The sequence below is a fragment of the Bradyrhizobium sp. WYCCWR 13022 genome, from assembly GCF_030435535.1.
Taxonomy (GTDB): domain Bacteria; phylum Pseudomonadota; class Alphaproteobacteria; order Rhizobiales; family Xanthobacteraceae; genus Bradyrhizobium.
Genome location: NZ_JAUIZJ010000002.1, coordinates 1,065,399 through 1,080,228, shown reverse-complemented (window position 1 = coordinate 1,080,228; position 14,830 = coordinate 1,065,399). Strand labels below are relative to the sequence as shown.

General features: G+C 64.3%; 13 protein-coding genes and 1 pseudogene. 10 read left to right on the top strand and 4 right to left on the bottom strand.

What is annotated here, in order from left to right:
• Positions 1-45: 45 nt before the first annotated feature.
• Positions 46-1,251, bottom strand: a complete 1,206-nt coding sequence (locus QY049_RS06350) for an amidohydrolase family protein (protein ID WP_258762095.1) — start codon at positions 1,249-1,251, stop codon at positions 46-48.
• Positions 1,252-1,290: 39 nt separating this feature from the next.
• Complete coding sequence (locus QY049_RS06345) at positions 1,291-2,532, bottom strand: amidohydrolase family protein (RefSeq protein WP_258762094.1); 1,242 nt, start codon at positions 2,530-2,532, stop codon at positions 1,291-1,293.
• Between the two features lie 344 nt (positions 2,533-2,876).
• Here QY049_RS06345 and QY049_RS06340 point away from each other — a divergent pair, with 344 nt between their 5' ends.
• The 4 genes from QY049_RS06340 to QY049_RS06325 are packed head-to-tail and all read left to right on the top strand — an operon-like array spanning position 2,877 to position 6,470.
• Positions 2,877-3,350 (top strand): MarR family winged helix-turn-helix transcriptional regulator, encoded by a 474-nt coding sequence (locus tag QY049_RS06340; RefSeq protein WP_194482764.1) that lies wholly within the window; start codon positions 2,877-2,879, stop codon positions 3,348-3,350.
• A gap of 2 nt (positions 3,351-3,352) precedes the next feature.
• Positions 3,353-5,404 (top strand): FUSC family protein, encoded by a 2,052-nt coding sequence (locus QY049_RS06335; RefSeq protein WP_301269200.1) that lies wholly within the window; start codon positions 3,353-3,355, stop codon positions 5,402-5,404.
• The gene (locus QY049_RS06330) at positions 5,401-5,607 is read left to right on the top strand and encodes a DUF1656 domain-containing protein (protein ID WP_194476443.1); all 207 of its coding nucleotides are present in this window, start codon (positions 5,401-5,403) and stop codon (positions 5,605-5,607) included. The genes QY049_RS06335 and QY049_RS06330 overlap by 4 nt, the downstream gene beginning before the upstream one ends.
• On the top strand, positions 5,604-6,470 hold the full coding sequence (locus QY049_RS06325) for an HlyD family secretion protein (RefSeq protein ID WP_194476442.1): 867 nt from the start codon (positions 5,604-5,606) through the stop codon (positions 6,468-6,470). Before QY049_RS06330 ends, QY049_RS06325 begins: the two co-directional genes overlap by 4 nt.
• A 6-nt stretch (positions 6,471-6,476) precedes the next feature.
• On the opposite strand, the gene QY049_RS06320 is transcribed toward QY049_RS06325, so the two are convergent.
• Together QY049_RS06320 and QY049_RS06315 are read right to left on the bottom strand one after the other, a co-directional pair.
• Positions 6,477-7,688, bottom strand: a complete 1,212-nt coding sequence (locus tag QY049_RS06320) for an acyl-CoA dehydrogenase family protein (protein WP_258762093.1) — start codon at positions 7,686-7,688, stop codon at positions 6,477-6,479.
• Between the two features lie 54 nt (positions 7,689-7,742).
• Complete coding sequence (locus tag QY049_RS06315) at positions 7,743-9,368, bottom strand: long-chain fatty acid--CoA ligase (RefSeq protein ID WP_258762092.1); 1,626 nt, start codon at positions 9,366-9,368, stop codon at positions 7,743-7,745.
• A gap of 189 nt (positions 9,369-9,557) precedes the next feature.
• Between QY049_RS06315 and QY049_RS38955 the strand changes: the two are divergent.
• The 6 genes and pseudogenes from QY049_RS38955 (at position 9,558) to QY049_RS06280 (ending at position 14,770) form a co-directional block, all read left to right on the top strand.
• A pseudogene (locus QY049_RS38955) lies at positions 9,558-11,416 on the top strand (flavin-containing monooxygenase).
• 5 nt (positions 11,417-11,421) lie between these two features.
• Positions 11,422-12,228: a shikimate dehydrogenase gene (locus tag QY049_RS06300; RefSeq protein ID WP_301269269.1), complete on the top strand. Its 807-nt coding sequence runs from the start codon at positions 11,422-11,424 to the stop codon at positions 12,226-12,228.
• 127 nt (positions 12,229-12,355) lie between these two features.
• On the top strand, positions 12,356-13,171 hold the full coding sequence (locus QY049_RS06295; protein WP_258762090.1) for a lytic transglycosylase domain-containing protein: 816 nt from the start codon (positions 12,356-12,358) through the stop codon (positions 13,169-13,171).
• A gap of 111 nt (positions 13,172-13,282) precedes the next feature.
• Complete coding sequence (locus tag QY049_RS06290; RefSeq protein ID WP_194476437.1) at positions 13,283-13,504, top strand: hypothetical protein; 222 nt, start codon at positions 13,283-13,285, stop codon at positions 13,502-13,504.
• Between the two features lie 11 nt (positions 13,505-13,515).
• Positions 13,516-13,938: a hypothetical protein gene (locus tag QY049_RS06285; protein ID WP_194476436.1), complete on the top strand. Its 423-nt coding sequence runs from the start codon at positions 13,516-13,518 to the stop codon at positions 13,936-13,938.
• 385 nt (positions 13,939-14,323) lie between these two features.
• Positions 14,324-14,770, top strand: coding sequence for a MaoC family dehydratase (locus tag QY049_RS06280; protein WP_194476435.1), 447 nt, complete (start codon positions 14,324-14,326; stop codon positions 14,768-14,770).
• The last annotated feature ends 60 nt before the right edge of the window (positions 14,771-14,830 follow it).

Sequence of the window (14,830 nt, the reverse complement as noted above, 5' to 3'; positions counted from 1 at the left end):
ATTTCTGCGGGAATTGGCGGCAAATCGGGCTCGAAAGGCCCGCAATCAGCGATACTTCCCGACCATCTTACCGTCGAGCGCAACGAGCATACCTGCCTTGTACACAGCGCGGCCCTGTGGCACCGCGACCACGGCCTCAGGAACGTGCTCAGCGTCCAGCGTCACGAAATCGGCCTTGGCGCCGACACGCAGGCCGTAGCCTTCGAGGCGCAACGCCTTGGCCCCAGATGCGGTGACGACATCGAATGCGATGCGCAATTCCTCGTCGATGTTGAAGCCCGAGCGATAGCCGAGTGTCGTTGCCCGGCGCAGCATGTCGCCGTCGCCATAGGGCCACCAGGAATCGCGGATGTTGTCGTTGCCGCTGAACACGGTGACGCCGGCGTTGCGCAGGGGCAGGATCGGCGGGAAGTTCCGGGCGCCCGGCGCATTGGTCATGATCGCGACGCCGGAGCGGGCGAGGATGTCGGCGACGCTCTTGAGCTGATCCGCCGTGATATCGCCAAGTCCGTAAGCGTGGCTGATCGCGACATGGCCTTCCATGCCGAGCGCGCGCGTGCGCGCCGCGATCTGCTCGATCTCGAAGGCGCCGAGCGTGCCCATGTCGTGCAGATGAATGTCGACGTCGACGGCGTGCTTCTCGGCGACGCCGAACACGACGTCGAGGTGCTTCTCGACATCGCGGTCGAAACTCGCAGGGTCGAGCCCGCCGATGAGGTTCGCGCCGAGTCCGATGGCGTCGTTCAGCAATTGTGGTGTGCCCGGGCTCGTCAAGATGCCGCTCTGGGGGAAGGCGACGAGCTGGATGTCGATCAGGTCGCGGTATTCCTCCCGCACACGCAAGATCGTCTCCAGCGATTTCAAGCCGACCGAGCCGTCGACCATGACATGACTGCGCATCTGCGTGGCGCCGTGTCCGATGCAGAGATCGAGCTGGTTGCGTGCCCGCACGTCCATCGGCGCGGCTTCCGCCATGTTCTGGGCCTGGAAGGCGACGCGTTCGTGCACGTTGAAACCGGCTGTGCAGGGTTTATGCGGACGCCAGGCGTCGCCATAGAAGCTGGTGTCGAGATGGATGTGGCCCTCGACGAAACCGGGAACGACGAGGGCATTGCCGAGGTCGACAGTTTCGGTGCCGCCTGTGGGCGCGTCAGCCGGCAGAAGCGCGGCGATGCGTCCGTTCTTGACCGCGATATGATGCTTCGCTCCGCCGTCAAAGCGCGCGTTCAGGAAGATCTTGTCGAAGGCCATCCGGTTGCTCCGTTGGTCTGATGTTGTTGCGCGAGCTGCTCAGTTTCGCGGCACCAGCAGCTTGGCCGGCTTTCGCTCAAAAGTCTGCCTTCCATTTTTGAACCCCATCAGGATGTCAGGCAGTTCGGCAACGGCAAAACGACTGTCCTTGATGTCGAGCACGACCAAATCGGCGGGCCTGCCGACCGCCATCCCGTAGTCGTCGAGATTCATCAGCCGCGCCGGCAGTTCGGTGACGAGATCGAGGCAGGTGTCGAAATCGCCGACGGCGGCATGGGCGACATTGGCGTAGAAGTTCGCCATCCGCAGCAGCGAGGCATCGCCGAAGGGGGTGAAGGGATTGAGCACGTTATTGGTCGCGACCGAGCAGACGATGCCGTCCGCGGCGAGCTTGTGCGCGAGCGTCAACCCGCGCGGCGCGTTGTGGGTGGCATCGCGGCCCATCAAATAGAGGTCGGTCGCCGGCAGCACGGTGACGGCGACACCGGCCCCCGCCAATTGCGCAATCGCCGCCTTCAGCGGTTCCGGCGGCATAGCCGAGAGCTTTGTGGCATGGCCGATCGCGACGCGGCCTCCGTAGTTGCGCCGCTCGGTCTGCCGGCAGACCTCGTCCAGATGCGACCAGGAGGGATCGAGATCGAAATCGAGATGGAGGTCGACGTCGAAGTCGAACTCCTGGGCGAGGTCGAAGATGCGGGCGAGATGCGCGTTCGGATCGGTGTCGGTATAGGGGCAGCCGCCGATCGCATCGGCACCGTCACGCAGGGCCTGGACCAGTAGCTCGTCGGCGCCGGGATCGTTGGTCAGGCCTTCCTGCGGGAAAACGCAAAGCGACAGATCGATCGCCCAGGCATAATCGCGCTTGAGCGCCTTGATCGCCTCGAAGCTGCGCAGGCCGATGCGAGGGTCGATTTCCACATGGGTGCGCATCCGCGTCGTGCCGTGCACGATGGCGCGCTCGAGCACCTTGGCGCCGCGTGCATGGACGTCGTCGGTGCTGAAATCCCGCTTCATCGCCGAGACTGCGCGGATCGCATCGCCGAGTGTGCCGTGGATATGCCCGCAACGCTCGAGCAGGCAGGCCTTGTCGAGATGAATGTGGGTGTCGACGAAGCCGGGCAGGGCCAGCCGCCCGGCGATGTCGACCTCGATAGCCTCGCAGGCGAGTTTTGGTTCGATCGCAACGATACGTCCCGCCTTCACGCCGATATCGACGGGTATCGGGGACGATCGTAACAGGGTGTTGCGGAAGATCAGGTCGAAGGCGGTCTGGGTGGTCATCTAGTGGGCTTACAGCAGTCCGCGGGGTTGGGTGACGGCAACGTAACAGGCTCAGTTTGATTTTAGCGCGCCCGCGGCGTGTCGAGCAAATGGCCTGGCAGCGCCGCGCCGATTGACGCGATCGCGGCCATCGCAAGCGCCCACGGCACTGACAAGCGGTGACCGATCGGCGCGCCGCTCAGGCGCGGTGCGCTGATAATTGCGCCCGACATCAGCGACTGATTGAGTCTCTGCCGTGGAACCCGGGCCCATGGCGCATTGCCCTCGTTCGCTTTTGCGTGATCGGTCTGAACACGCCGGATTATATAGTTGCAGGCTAATAGTTCGTGTCCTATCTAATGTGCATGGCACCCTCGCAAGGCTACATCCACGGCGAAATCGGCAGGCTGATCACGCGCCTCGCCCGCATCTGGCGGCGCGAGTCGGATCAGGCGCTGTCCGATCACGGCCTATCCTATGCGACCGCGATTCCACTCTTGGTATTGTCGCGCCAGGGTGAAAACGTGCGCCAGGGCGTGCTGGCCGACGAGCTCGGCATAGAAGGGCCGTCGCTGGTGCGGCTGATCGACCTGCTCCAGGCGGAGGGGCTGGTGGAGCGCCGCGAGGACCCGACGGACCGGCGTGCCAAAACGCTCCACCTCACCAAAGCCGGCGAGGCCAAGGTCGAGGAGACCAACCGGATCTTGCGGCGCGTGCGGGCGAGTCTGCTGAAGGATATCGGCGCAGACGAACTTGCGATAACTTTCGACACGCTTCAGCGCATCGAACAACGGGCCAGCCGGTTACAGGACGCCAAGGCCGGTCCAGAGGCGAAGTAGCTATGCGCGCAGATGAGCCGTTCCTGGTCCGACATGCGGACCTGATTTTTGCCCTGAAGACGTTTGCCGCGTCGATGCTCGCGCTCGTCATTGCGCTCGCCATGGACCTACCGCGGCCCTATTGGGCGATGGCGACCGTCTATATCACTTCGCAGCCGCTCGCGGGCGCGACCAGCTCGAAGGCCTTCTTCCGCGTCATGGGCACGCTGGCCGGCGCGACCATGACGGTCGCCCTGGTGCCGAACCTGATCAACGCGCCCGAGCTTCTGTGCCTCGCCATCGCGCTCTGGGTCGGGCTCTGCCTCTATCTGTCGCTGCTGGACGGCACGCCGCGCAGCTACGTCTTCATGCTGGCCGGATACACGGTCGCCCTGATCGGCTTTCCCTCGGTGTCCGATCCCGGTGCGATCTTCGACACCGCAGTTGCACGCCTGGAGGAAATCTCGCTGGGCATCATCTGCGCCAGCCTGGTCTCGACCATCATGTTTCCCCGCAGCGTTGCGCCGGCCGTCGCCGGTCGCATCGACAGCTGGCTTTTGGACGCGCGCCGCCTCAGCCAGGTCGTCCTGTTGCGTGAGGGCACCAACGAAACGCGGCGCGGCAAGCGCCTCAAGCTCGCGACCGACATCGTCGAAATCGACACGCTCTCCACTCATCTTGCCTACGACCGGTTGACCGATCGCAATGCGGTGACCGGTCTCGGCGAGATCCGGCTGCGCATGCTGATGCTGCTGCCGGTGATCGCCTCGCTGGAGGATCGGCTGGCGGCATTGGGGGAGGAGGCCCTGCGGCGGCAGCCGGAGCTGAAGCGATTGTTGGAAGATCTCGCGCAATGGATCCTCAGCGACGTCAGTGCGCGGCAGCCGGCCGAGCGGATCCGCGCCATGATCACGGAGCGGCAGTCGGTGCTGGACGACGATGCTTCCTGGGAACGGATCATCATCACCAGCCTGCTGTCGCGCCTGCGCGAACTCGTCGATCTCTCGCGCGATTGCCGGGAGTTGACCGAGGCGGTCGCCGAGAACCGCAACGTCTCGACCCTCGACCTGGCGTTCCACTCCGAGGCCGGCGCTGCCCCGGTGCGCCACCGCGATCGCGGCATGGCGCTCTGGTCGGCGGCGGGCGCGGCCGCGGCCATTCTGATCTGCTGCGCGTTCTGGATCGGGACGGGCTGGCCGGACGGCGCCTCCGCGCCGATGATGGCGGCGGTGGCCTGTTCTTTCTTCGCGACCCAGGACGAGCCCGCGCGCTTCATCCGCAGTTTTGGCCTGTGGTCGCTGGTCGCCATCGTCGTCGTCGCGATCTACCTGTTCGCGCTGGTGCCTGCGATCTCTCATATCGAGGTTCTGGTCCTCGCGCTGGCGCCGACCTTCCTGCTCTATGGTTTCCTGATCGCACGACCGGCAACGGCGGGCACAGGCATGGCGCTCGCGGCCAATACCGCGACGCTGCTGGCGCTGCAATCGACCTACATCGCCGATTTCGCCTCCTACGCCAATTCCGCCGTGGCCTTCTTCGTCGGGGTCCTCATCGCCGAGCTGGTCACGCGGATTGCGCGCGGGGTGGGCGCCGAGTGGATCGCCAATCGGCTGGTGCTGTCGAGCTGGATCACGATTGCGGTTGCCGCCGAACGGCGGGGGAAACGCGACCGCGCGGAGTTCGCGGGCCTCATGCTGCACCGTCTCGGGCTCCTCGTGCAACGCATCGCTTTCCTGTCGGAGAGCGACCGGCGCGATGCCGACAGCCTCGTGCAGCTTCGCATCGGCATCAACATCATCGATCTGCGCCGCGCGCGCTACGGGCTTGCCGTTTCGACCATCTCGGTCATCGACGACATGCTCGACCAGCTCGCCATTGCCTGTCGCAATCACGCGGGCGGTGGCATGCCGCGCGAGCTTCTGACCAGCGTCGATCGGGCGCTGGCCCAGGCGGTGAAGGATCCCAATGACAACGCGCGCGAAGACGCCCTGATCGGCCTCGTCGGCATCCGCCGCGGCCTGTTCCCGGATGCACCGGCCTACCGGCCCCGCGCAGAGGCCAGTGTAGCGGCATGAGATATGTGATCGACATCTACGGCGTGTTCGTGCCGGCGCTGCTGCTCTGGATCGTCGTCGCCTATGTGCTGAGTGCGCTGCTGCGCCGGCTTATGCAGCGCTTCGACCTCTACCGGCTGGTCTGGCACCGCGCGCTGTTCGATTTCGCCATTTTCATCTGCCTGCTCGGCGGCGTCGTCTATCTCTCGGAGTATCTCTCATGAAAGGGAATTTTGCCTGGCTCGGCCGGCTTGCGCTGACGGTCCTTGTCGTCGTCGCGGCGCTCGGCGTCGGCCGCGAGCTGTGGGTCTATTACATGGAGTCGCCCTGGACGCGTGATGGTCGCGTGCGCGCCGACGTGGTGCAGGTCGCGCCCGATGTGTCCGGCTTCGTCACCGACGTGCTGGTGAAGGACAATCAGAAGGTCCATCACGGCGACGTGCTGTTTCGGATCGACCGGCAGCGCTTCGCGCTGGCGCTGCGGCAGGCCGATGCGTCGGTGGCTGGTCACCAAGCCACGCTCGATCAGGCCAACGCCGATCTGAAACGCTACAGCACATTGACGACGGACGCGGTTTCCCAACAGAAGCAGGAGCAGGTGCTCGCCACCCAGCTCCAGGCCAAGGCGGCCTTCGATCAGGCCGTCGCCGACCGTGCGGTCGCCCAGCTCAATCTCGACCGGAGCGAGGTGCGTGCCTCCGTGAACGGCGTGATCACCAACATGGATCTGCGGCCCGGCACGTACGTCTCCGCCGGCAAGGGCGTGATGGCGCTGGTCGACAGCGACACGCTGCATGTCGAGGGCTATTTCGAGGAGACGAAACTCCCGCGCATCCGTGTGGGCGACAAGGTCAAGGTCCGTTTGATGGGCGAGAAGAACAGGCTCACCGGCCATGTCGAGAGCATCGCCGCCGGCATCGAGGATCGCGACCGTGCCGAGGGTGCGAGCCTGCTTGCCAACGTCAATCCGACCTTCAGCTGGGTGCGGCTCGCCCAGCGCGTGCCGGTACGCATCGCGCTGGACCCGGTGCCGGACAACGTATCGCTGGTCGCAGGACGCTCGGCGACGGTCGAGGTATTGAACTAGCCGTCTCTATGCGTTCGAATATTTCTTCAGCTCGAACCGCGCGATCTGGTTCCTGTGCACCTCGTCGGGCCCGTCGGCGAGACGCAGCAGGCGTGCGGTGGCGTAGGCCTGAGTCAGGCCGAAATCGTTCGAGGTGCCGCCGCCACCATGAGCCTGAATCGCCCAGTCGATGATCTGGCAGGCCATGTTGGGCACCGCGACCTTGATCATCGCGATCTCGGCTTTCGCCACCTTGTTGCCGACGGTGTCCATCGCGTAAGCGGCGTTCAGTGTCAGCAGCCGGGCCTGCTCGATCATGATGCGGGCCTCGGCGATGCGCTCCTGCGTCACCGTCTGTTCGGACACCGGCTTGCCGAAGGCGACACGGCTGCGGACGCGTCGGCACATCTTTTCCAGCGTACGTTCCGCAAGCCCAATCAGGCGCATGCAATGGTGGATGCGGCCGGGGCCAAGACGTCCTTGCGCGATCTCGAATCCGCGGCCCTCGCCGAGCAGCATGTTTTCCTTCGGCACGCGGACGTTGGTGAAGATGACCTCCGAGGCACGGTCGGGCACGCCGTAGAAGCCGAATACGGGCAGGGGCCGCTTCACCTCGATGCCAGCGGTGTCCATCGGCACCAGGATCATGGATTGCTGCTTGTGACGATCCGCATTGTCTGGATCGGTCTTGCCCATGAAGATGCAGATCTTGCAGCGCGGATCGGTCGCGTTGGTCGTGTACCATTTGCGGCCGTTGACCACGTAGTGGTCGCCGTCGCGCACGATCGAGCTCTCGATGTTGGTTGCATCGGATGATGCGACTGCAGGCTCGGTCATGGCGAAGCAGGAGCGGATTTCGCCCGCGAGCAGCGGCTTCAGCCAGCGTTCCTTGTCTTTCTCCGAGCCATAGCGCTCCAGCACCTCCATGTTTCCGGTGTCGGGCGCCGAGCAGTTGAACACCTCGGGCGCCAGATGCGCGCGGCCCATCACTTCGCAGAGCGGAGCATATTCGAGATTGGTGAGGCCTGCGCCGCGGCTGGACTCCGGCAGGAACAGGTTCCACAGGCCTTCCGCGCGCGCGAGCGGCTTCAGCTCCTCGACGACGGGATAGACCTTCCACGGCCCGAGCTCTTCTGCTTCGCGATAAAACCGTTCCTCGTTCGGATAGATGAGCCGATCCATGAAGCTTTCCAGCTTGCGCTTGAGCTCGACGACTTTTGGCGACATCGGATAGAGCATTTGTCGTCTCCTTGATCGGTGGACGGCGCGAAGGTTTGGAGGTTGTGTGCCGGCTCAGCCGATGCGATATGCCCTGAACTTCTCGCGCAACGCCGATTTGAGCACCTTGCCGGTCCCGGTCATCGGGAATTCGTCGAGGAATTCGACTGCATCAGGCATCCACCAGCTCGCGATCCTGGGTCGCATATGGTCGAGCAACGTCTTGCCGTCCACGGTCGCGCCCTTCTTGCGGACGACGAGAAGGAGAGGGCGTTCCTGCCACTTCTCGTGCGCGATGGCGACCACGGCCGCCTGCAGCACGTCGGGGTGGGAAAGCGCGATGTCCTCGAGCTGAATCGAGGAGATCCACTCGCCGCCCGACTTGATCACGTCCTTGGAGCGGTCGGTGAGCGTCACATGGCCGTGCTGGTCGATCACGGCCATGTCGCCGGTGATCAGCCAGCCGTCGCTGTCGAGGCCTTCGTCGAGCTTCATGTAGCCGGAGGCGACCCAGGGGCCGCGGGCGCGCAGATGGCCGACGGTCTTGCCGTCGCGCGGCAGCTCATTGCCGCCGTCGTCGACGATGCGCAAGGTCGTGCCGAAGCAGGCGCGGCCCGAGACCTGCCGCCGGTCGAAGATCTCGGTTTCGCTGAGATGCTCCGAGCCCGGCCGCAAGCCCGGCATCGAGCAGCCCAGCGCCTCCGTCATGCCCCAGGCCTGGATATAGTCGACGGAAAAGTCGCGCTTGAGCTTCTCGACCATCGCGCGCGGCGGCGCCGAGCCCGAGGACAGCGTTGCACGCAGCGTCGAGAACTTTTTGCCGGTTCGGCCGAGCCAGTCGAGCAGGATGAGCCAGAAGCTAGGCACACCCGCCGAGAGCGTCACCTTCTCGCCCTCCAGCAGTTCATAGAGCTTGTCGGGCTCGTAGTTGCGGCCGGGCAACACCAGTTTCGAGCCGGTATAGGGCGCAGTAAACGGCATATTCCAGCCGTTGCCGTGGAACAGCGGCGCCATCGGCATCATGACCTCACGCACCCCTTCGAGATGCCCGGGAATGAAATCGAAGTTGCAGCAGGTCATGGTCTGCAGGATGGCGGCGCGGTGCGAATAGATCACGCCCTTGGGGTTCCCCGTCGTGCCCGAGGTGTAGCAGATGGTGGAAGCTGATTTCTCGTCGAACTCCGGCCAGGCGAAGCCTGCGTCGCTCTCCTTCTCCAGCAACTCCTCGTAGCAGTGTACGTTCGCAAGCTTCGTCTCGGGCATGCGTTCGCGCGATGACATCATCACATAGGCTTCGACGGTCTTCAGCTGCGGCGCGATCGCCTCGACGATCGGCAGCGTGGCGCGATCGACGAAGAGGATTCGGTCTTCGGCGTGGTTGATGATGTAGACGAGCTGTTCGGGAAACAGCCGCGGATTGACGGTGTGCAGCACATAGCCCATCCCTGGCGCCGCATAGAACATTTCGAAGTGACGATGCGTATTCCAGGCCAGCGTGCCGACGCGGTCGCCTTGTTTCATGCCGAGCCGATCGAGCGCCAGCGCCATGCGTTTAATGCGCGGATGCGCGTCGGCATAGGTGTAGCGATGGATGTCGCCCTCGATCTCGCGCGCGACGATCTCCGCCTCGCCATGATAGTCGGCTGCGTATTGGATCAGGCCGCTGATCAGCAGCGGCATGTCCATCATCAATCCCTGCATTGTCCCCTCCGAAAAGGCCGTGCGCCTTAAGATCATGTCGTTGCATGACGCGTTCGCGCTTGCGTGCAAGGTAGCCGAACGTCGCGCGACGTCCACGCAAAAAGCGGCGGACGTGATTGCGTGCGTCACTTTTTCAGGGCTAACTGACGCAAATCGCAGACCGAAGCAGCGCCGCCGTGGAGGAGATCGATGTCAGCGGAAAGACACAAGACCGGTACAGCCGGCGCGCCTAGTATCGACGTCGAGGCCTTGCGTGCGCGCTATCGCGACGAGCGCGACCTGCGTCTGCGCTCCGAAGGCAAGGCGCAATATGTCGAGGCGACGGGCGGCTTTGCGCGCTACCTCGACGATCCCTGGGCCGCTCCCGGTTTTGCTCGCGCGCCGATTGCCGAAGAAACTGAAGTGCTGATCGTCGGTGGCGGTTTCGGCGGCTTGCTGTGTGGCGCGCGCCTGCGCGCGGCCGGAATTACCGATTTCCGCATCGTGGAAAAGGCTGCCGATTTCGGCGGCACCTGGTACTGGAATCGCTATCCTGGTGCGGCCTGCGATACCGAGAGCTACATCTATCTGCCGCTGCTGGAAGAAACCGGCTACATGCCGGTGCGCAAATATGCGCGCGCTCCCGAGATCTACGAACACTCGCGCCGCATCGGCCGTCACTTCGGTCTTTATGATCGCGCGCTGTTTCAGACCGTCATCTCACGCATGGAATGGCATGAGCAGGAGGGACGCTGGCTGGTCGAGACCGATCGGGGCGATCGCATCCAGGCGCGCTTCGTGATCCTCGCAGGCGGTCCACTCAGCCGGCCGAAGCTGCCGGGCATTCCCGGCATCGAGAGCTTCAAAGGTCACAGCTTCCACACTAGCCGCTGGGACTATGCGTACACCGGCGGCACCGCCGAAGGTGGTCTGACCGGACTTGCCGGCAAGCGCGTCGGCATCATCGGCACCGGCGCCACCGCCGTGCAATGCGTGCCGCATCTCGGCCGTTCGGCGAAGGAGCTCTATGTTTTCCAGCGCACGCCCTCCGCGATCGGCGTACGCGACGACCGTCCGACGGACCATGCCTGGGCGGACAGCCTCAAGTCCGGCTGGCAGCGCGAGCGGATGGACAATTTTACCGCGGTGATCTCGGGCGAGCCGTTCGAGCAGGATCTCGTGCAGGACGGCTGGACGGGCCTGCTCGGCGAGATCCTGCTGGCGCCGCGCCGCCAGCCGCAGCCGGTGAACTCGATGGAAGAGGCGCTGAAGGTGACGAGCAGGCCGACTATCGCAAGATGGAGGAGATCCGGGCCCGCGTCGATGCGGTCGTGAAGGACGAGGCGGCCGCGGCCGCGCTCAAACCCTGGTACAAGGCGTTCTGCAAGCGGCCGTGTTTTCACGACGAATATCTCGACACCTTCAATCGTCCCAACGTGCATCTCGTCGACACCAGGGGCAGAGGCGTCGATCGCATTACCGAGAATGCGGTCGTCGTCGACGGCAAAGCCTACGAGCTCGACTGCCTGATCTACGCCAGTGGTTTCGAGGTCGGTACCGACTATGCGCGCCGTATGGGGTTTGAGCTCTATGGCCGCGACGGCATGAGCCTGTCCGAGCGATGGCGCGATGGCGTCAAGACGATGCACGGCTTCTACACCCGTGGCTTCCCGAACTGCTTCCTGATCGTGACGGTGCAGGCCGGCCAGAGCGCAAATTTTCCACACATCATCGACGAGCAATCGCAGCACATCGCCTATGTGATCGCCGAGGCTCGGAAGCGTGGCGCGAGGACCTTGGAGCCGACGCTCGCCGCCGAGAACGCGTGGGTCGACGAGGTCGTGAAGGCAGCGGTCGGCCGCCAGGCTTATCTGGCCGAATGCACGCCCGGCTACTACAACAATGAAGGCGTGTTCGATCCGATCGCGGCGCGTAACAGCCAATATTGGCGCGGGCCAATGGCGTTCCTGCGCCTGCTCGGCAAATGGCGGAGTGAGGGTAATCTGGACGGATTGGAGCTGACTTATGGTGCGGATGCGATGAGCGACGGCGCTTCGGTTTCGGCATGAACGACATGATGCCGGCTCCTACGGGCGCGACGCGGCTCTACGTCATCGTCGGTGATCCCATCGCGCAGGTGCGCTCGCCTGCGGGTGTTTCCGCGGAGTTCGCGGCGCGTGGTCATGATGCCATTCTCGTTCCGGTTCAGGTCGCGACCGCCGATCTGGCCGATTTTCTCTCGGTCGCGAGCCGGTTGAAGAACCTCGACGGCATCGTCGTGACCATCCCGCACAAATTCGCCTGCTATCTGGCCTGCGCCGGCGCGACCGATCGAGCGCACTTCCTGCGCACCGTTAATTTGATGCGCCGGCAGGCCGACGGTTCGTGGCACGGCGACATGGTGGACGGTCTCGGTTTCATCGGAGCGGCGCGGGCGAAAGGGATCGATCCCAAGGGGATGCGGGCGCTGCTCGTCGCGGCGGGTGGGGCAGGCTCGGCCATCGCGCTGGCCCTGGTCGAGGCCGGTGTGAGCGCACTTGCCATTCACGACAGCGCACTCGAGCGCCGCGACGCGCTGATCGGCCGGCTCAACGGGCTCGGCAAAGCGTCCGTGCGGGCGGGCACATCCGACCCGACAGGCTTCGATTTCGTCGCCAATGCCACGCCGGCCGGAATGAAGGATGGTGATCCGCTGCCGGTCGATGTTATCAGGCTGGCGCCATCGGCCTATTGCGGCTGTGTTATCACCAAGCCCGAGATCTCGCCGTTCATCGCCGAAGCCCGCAAGCTCGGCTGCGTCACCGCGACCGGGACCGACATGTATCGGCAGCACCAGGGCATCATGGTGGATTTCCTGCTCGGAACCGAGAGGGGACGATAAGCCTTTAATTCATGTCAAGCGCATTGCTTGCATTGATTGCATCGGTCGGGGCTTGAGCGGGCGCGCCTGACGTAGGATCATGCAGCGCGCGAGCCGATCGCGCAATTTGAGAGAAGGATAGGCAGGAATGACTGAGGGCAGGACCGTTGCGACGGCGATGATCGGCGCGGCCGCGCTACTGTTGTCCCTGATGCCCGCCGCCGATGCAGCGCAATGCGGCAATGGGCCCGGCGGATTCGAGGCCTGGAAGCGCGAGTTCAGCGCCGAGGCGCAGGGCAAGGGCATCGGCCAGACCGCGATCTCGGCCTTGATGCAGACCAGTTACGCCAGCGCCACCATCAATGCTGATCGCAGCCAGCACAGTTTCTCGCTGTCCCTCGACCAGTTCCTGGCCAAGCGCGGCGCCACCACGATCGTCGCGCGCGGCCGGTCGCTGAAGCAATCGCAGGCGGCGATGTTCGCCTCGATCGAGCAGCGCTATGGCGTGCCGCCGGGGCCGTTGATCGCGATCTGGGGCATGGAGACCGGTTTCGGCAGCCAGCGCGGTAACCAGAACATGCTCTCGTCGATCGCGACGCTGGCCTATGACTGCCGGCGTCCTGAATTCTTCACCGAGCAGCTCTATGCGGCGCTGAAGCTGGTCGACCGCGGCGTGCTGTCGGGGGCAACCCGCGGCTCCATGCATGGTGAGGTCGGCCAGACCCAGTTCATGCCCAAGAACATCCTGGCCTATGGCACCGGCAATCTCGACGTTGCCGCCAACGCGCTGAGCTCGACCGCGAATTTCCTGAAGGCCAATGGCTGGCGGGCGGGAGCCGGTTACCAGCCGGGCGAGCCGAATTTCGCCGCCATTCAGGCCTGGAATGCGGCCGGCGTCTATCAGAAGGCCATTGCGCTGATGGGCCGGCAGATCGACGGGGGTGGGGCGGCCGCGGTACGCTGAGGCGCTCCGCAAGGCGTGACTTGTTTGTCAGAGAAAGTTGTTGCTTTCAGGAACCGACGGCACGAGGTTTGCTTAGATCAAGTTCAGGGCTGGGCATGAGGAGAACTCAACATGGCTACCCAGATCGTGATGGATCAGACTGGCGATACACGCCACGAGTTTGATCCCGAAAATGCCGAAGCGTTGGCGCGGGCCGAACAGCGCTTTCGGGAGTTGACCGGCGCGGGCTTTACCGCGGCGTACCGGACCGGGCCCGGCGAAGTCACGCGTATCAAATCGTTCGACCCGACCGCGCACGAAACGCTGTTCTATCCCCGCCTGGTCGGCGGCTGACTGAACGGCCGATGATCGCGGTCTTCAGGCTTCGCGCGCCCGCGCGAGCGCGTCTGCACGCGCTCCGCGAGCTCTACCGCCGCTTCTTCGGCGAGAATACGCCCGAGGCGCGCGGCCGACGGCTGTTGTCTGAATGGCTGTCCGAAGAGCAGCGCGCCCAATTCGCGCAGCACCGGCATTTTGATGTCATCGGGTGCGATAGCGGCAAGCGCTATCGCATTCACTACGGCACCGCCGCCAATGTCCACGAGATCGACGATGCCGGAAATGCGACGATGGGGTGGTGCTTCGTCCCCTCGGGTTTCCTGGTGCCGGGCGACGTGATGCTGGCGCAGAAGATCGCGCTCGAGACGGACGAGAAAGGCGCGCTCGCACTCGCCAACCGGTTTCCACCGGCAACGCATTCGGAGCACTTTTACCGGCGACCGTTCTAGCGGCGCCGGCGCTGGTCAGGAGTGCGTGGTCCGATAGGCGTCCAGCGCATGCGCTGCGAAGACGCCGATGCTGCAAAGGACGAGGAGGGCTGAGATCAACTCGATCATTGTTCGTCCTCCCCAAGCGGTTGGGCGACGAGATGCTGGCAACGGGCATATTCGCTGATCAGGTCGAGAATGAATTGCATGACGCACGTCCCTGTATGATTTTGACGGTCAGTTAACCGGTCCTCTGTTTCAGGGGTGTTTCGTCGATTTGGGAAAGGGGTTTCGCGGGGAACCGGGACCTGGCCTGCGAGCGGCCGAGCCGCTACATCCGATGACCGATCCGTCGTTTTGGCCGTGCGCAATGGACGCACGGCGCGTCACATTTCGAGGCAAGATCATGGCACAGGTCGCCTGGTTCGACGATCTCACCGTCGGCATGGGTTTCAAATCCCCTGAGGTCGTGGTCACCGAGGCCGATATCAAACGGTTTGCCGCCGAGTTCGACCCGCAGCCGATGCATCTCGACCACGAGGCGGCCAAGGCGACCCTGTTCAACGGCCTGGCTGCATCGGGATGGCACACCGCGGCGATTGCCATGAACCTTGCGATCCAGACCCGTCCGTTCGGACCTCACCCGCTGATCGGCGCCGGCGTCGATGGGCTGCGCTGGACGATCCCGGTGCGGCCGAACGACCGCCTGCATCTGGTCGGCGAGGTCATGAGCCTGACGCCGTCGAAGTCGAAGCCGCAAGGCATCGCGCTGGTGAAATGGACCATGTTCAACCAGAACGGCGAGGAGGTTTACACCTTCACCCCGATCGCGATCGTGCCGCGGCGCGGGTAAGGCGCTCGCCGCGCTGAAGTTCCGTGAGGAGAACCGGAAATAGGTCGCCGCGCGATACGA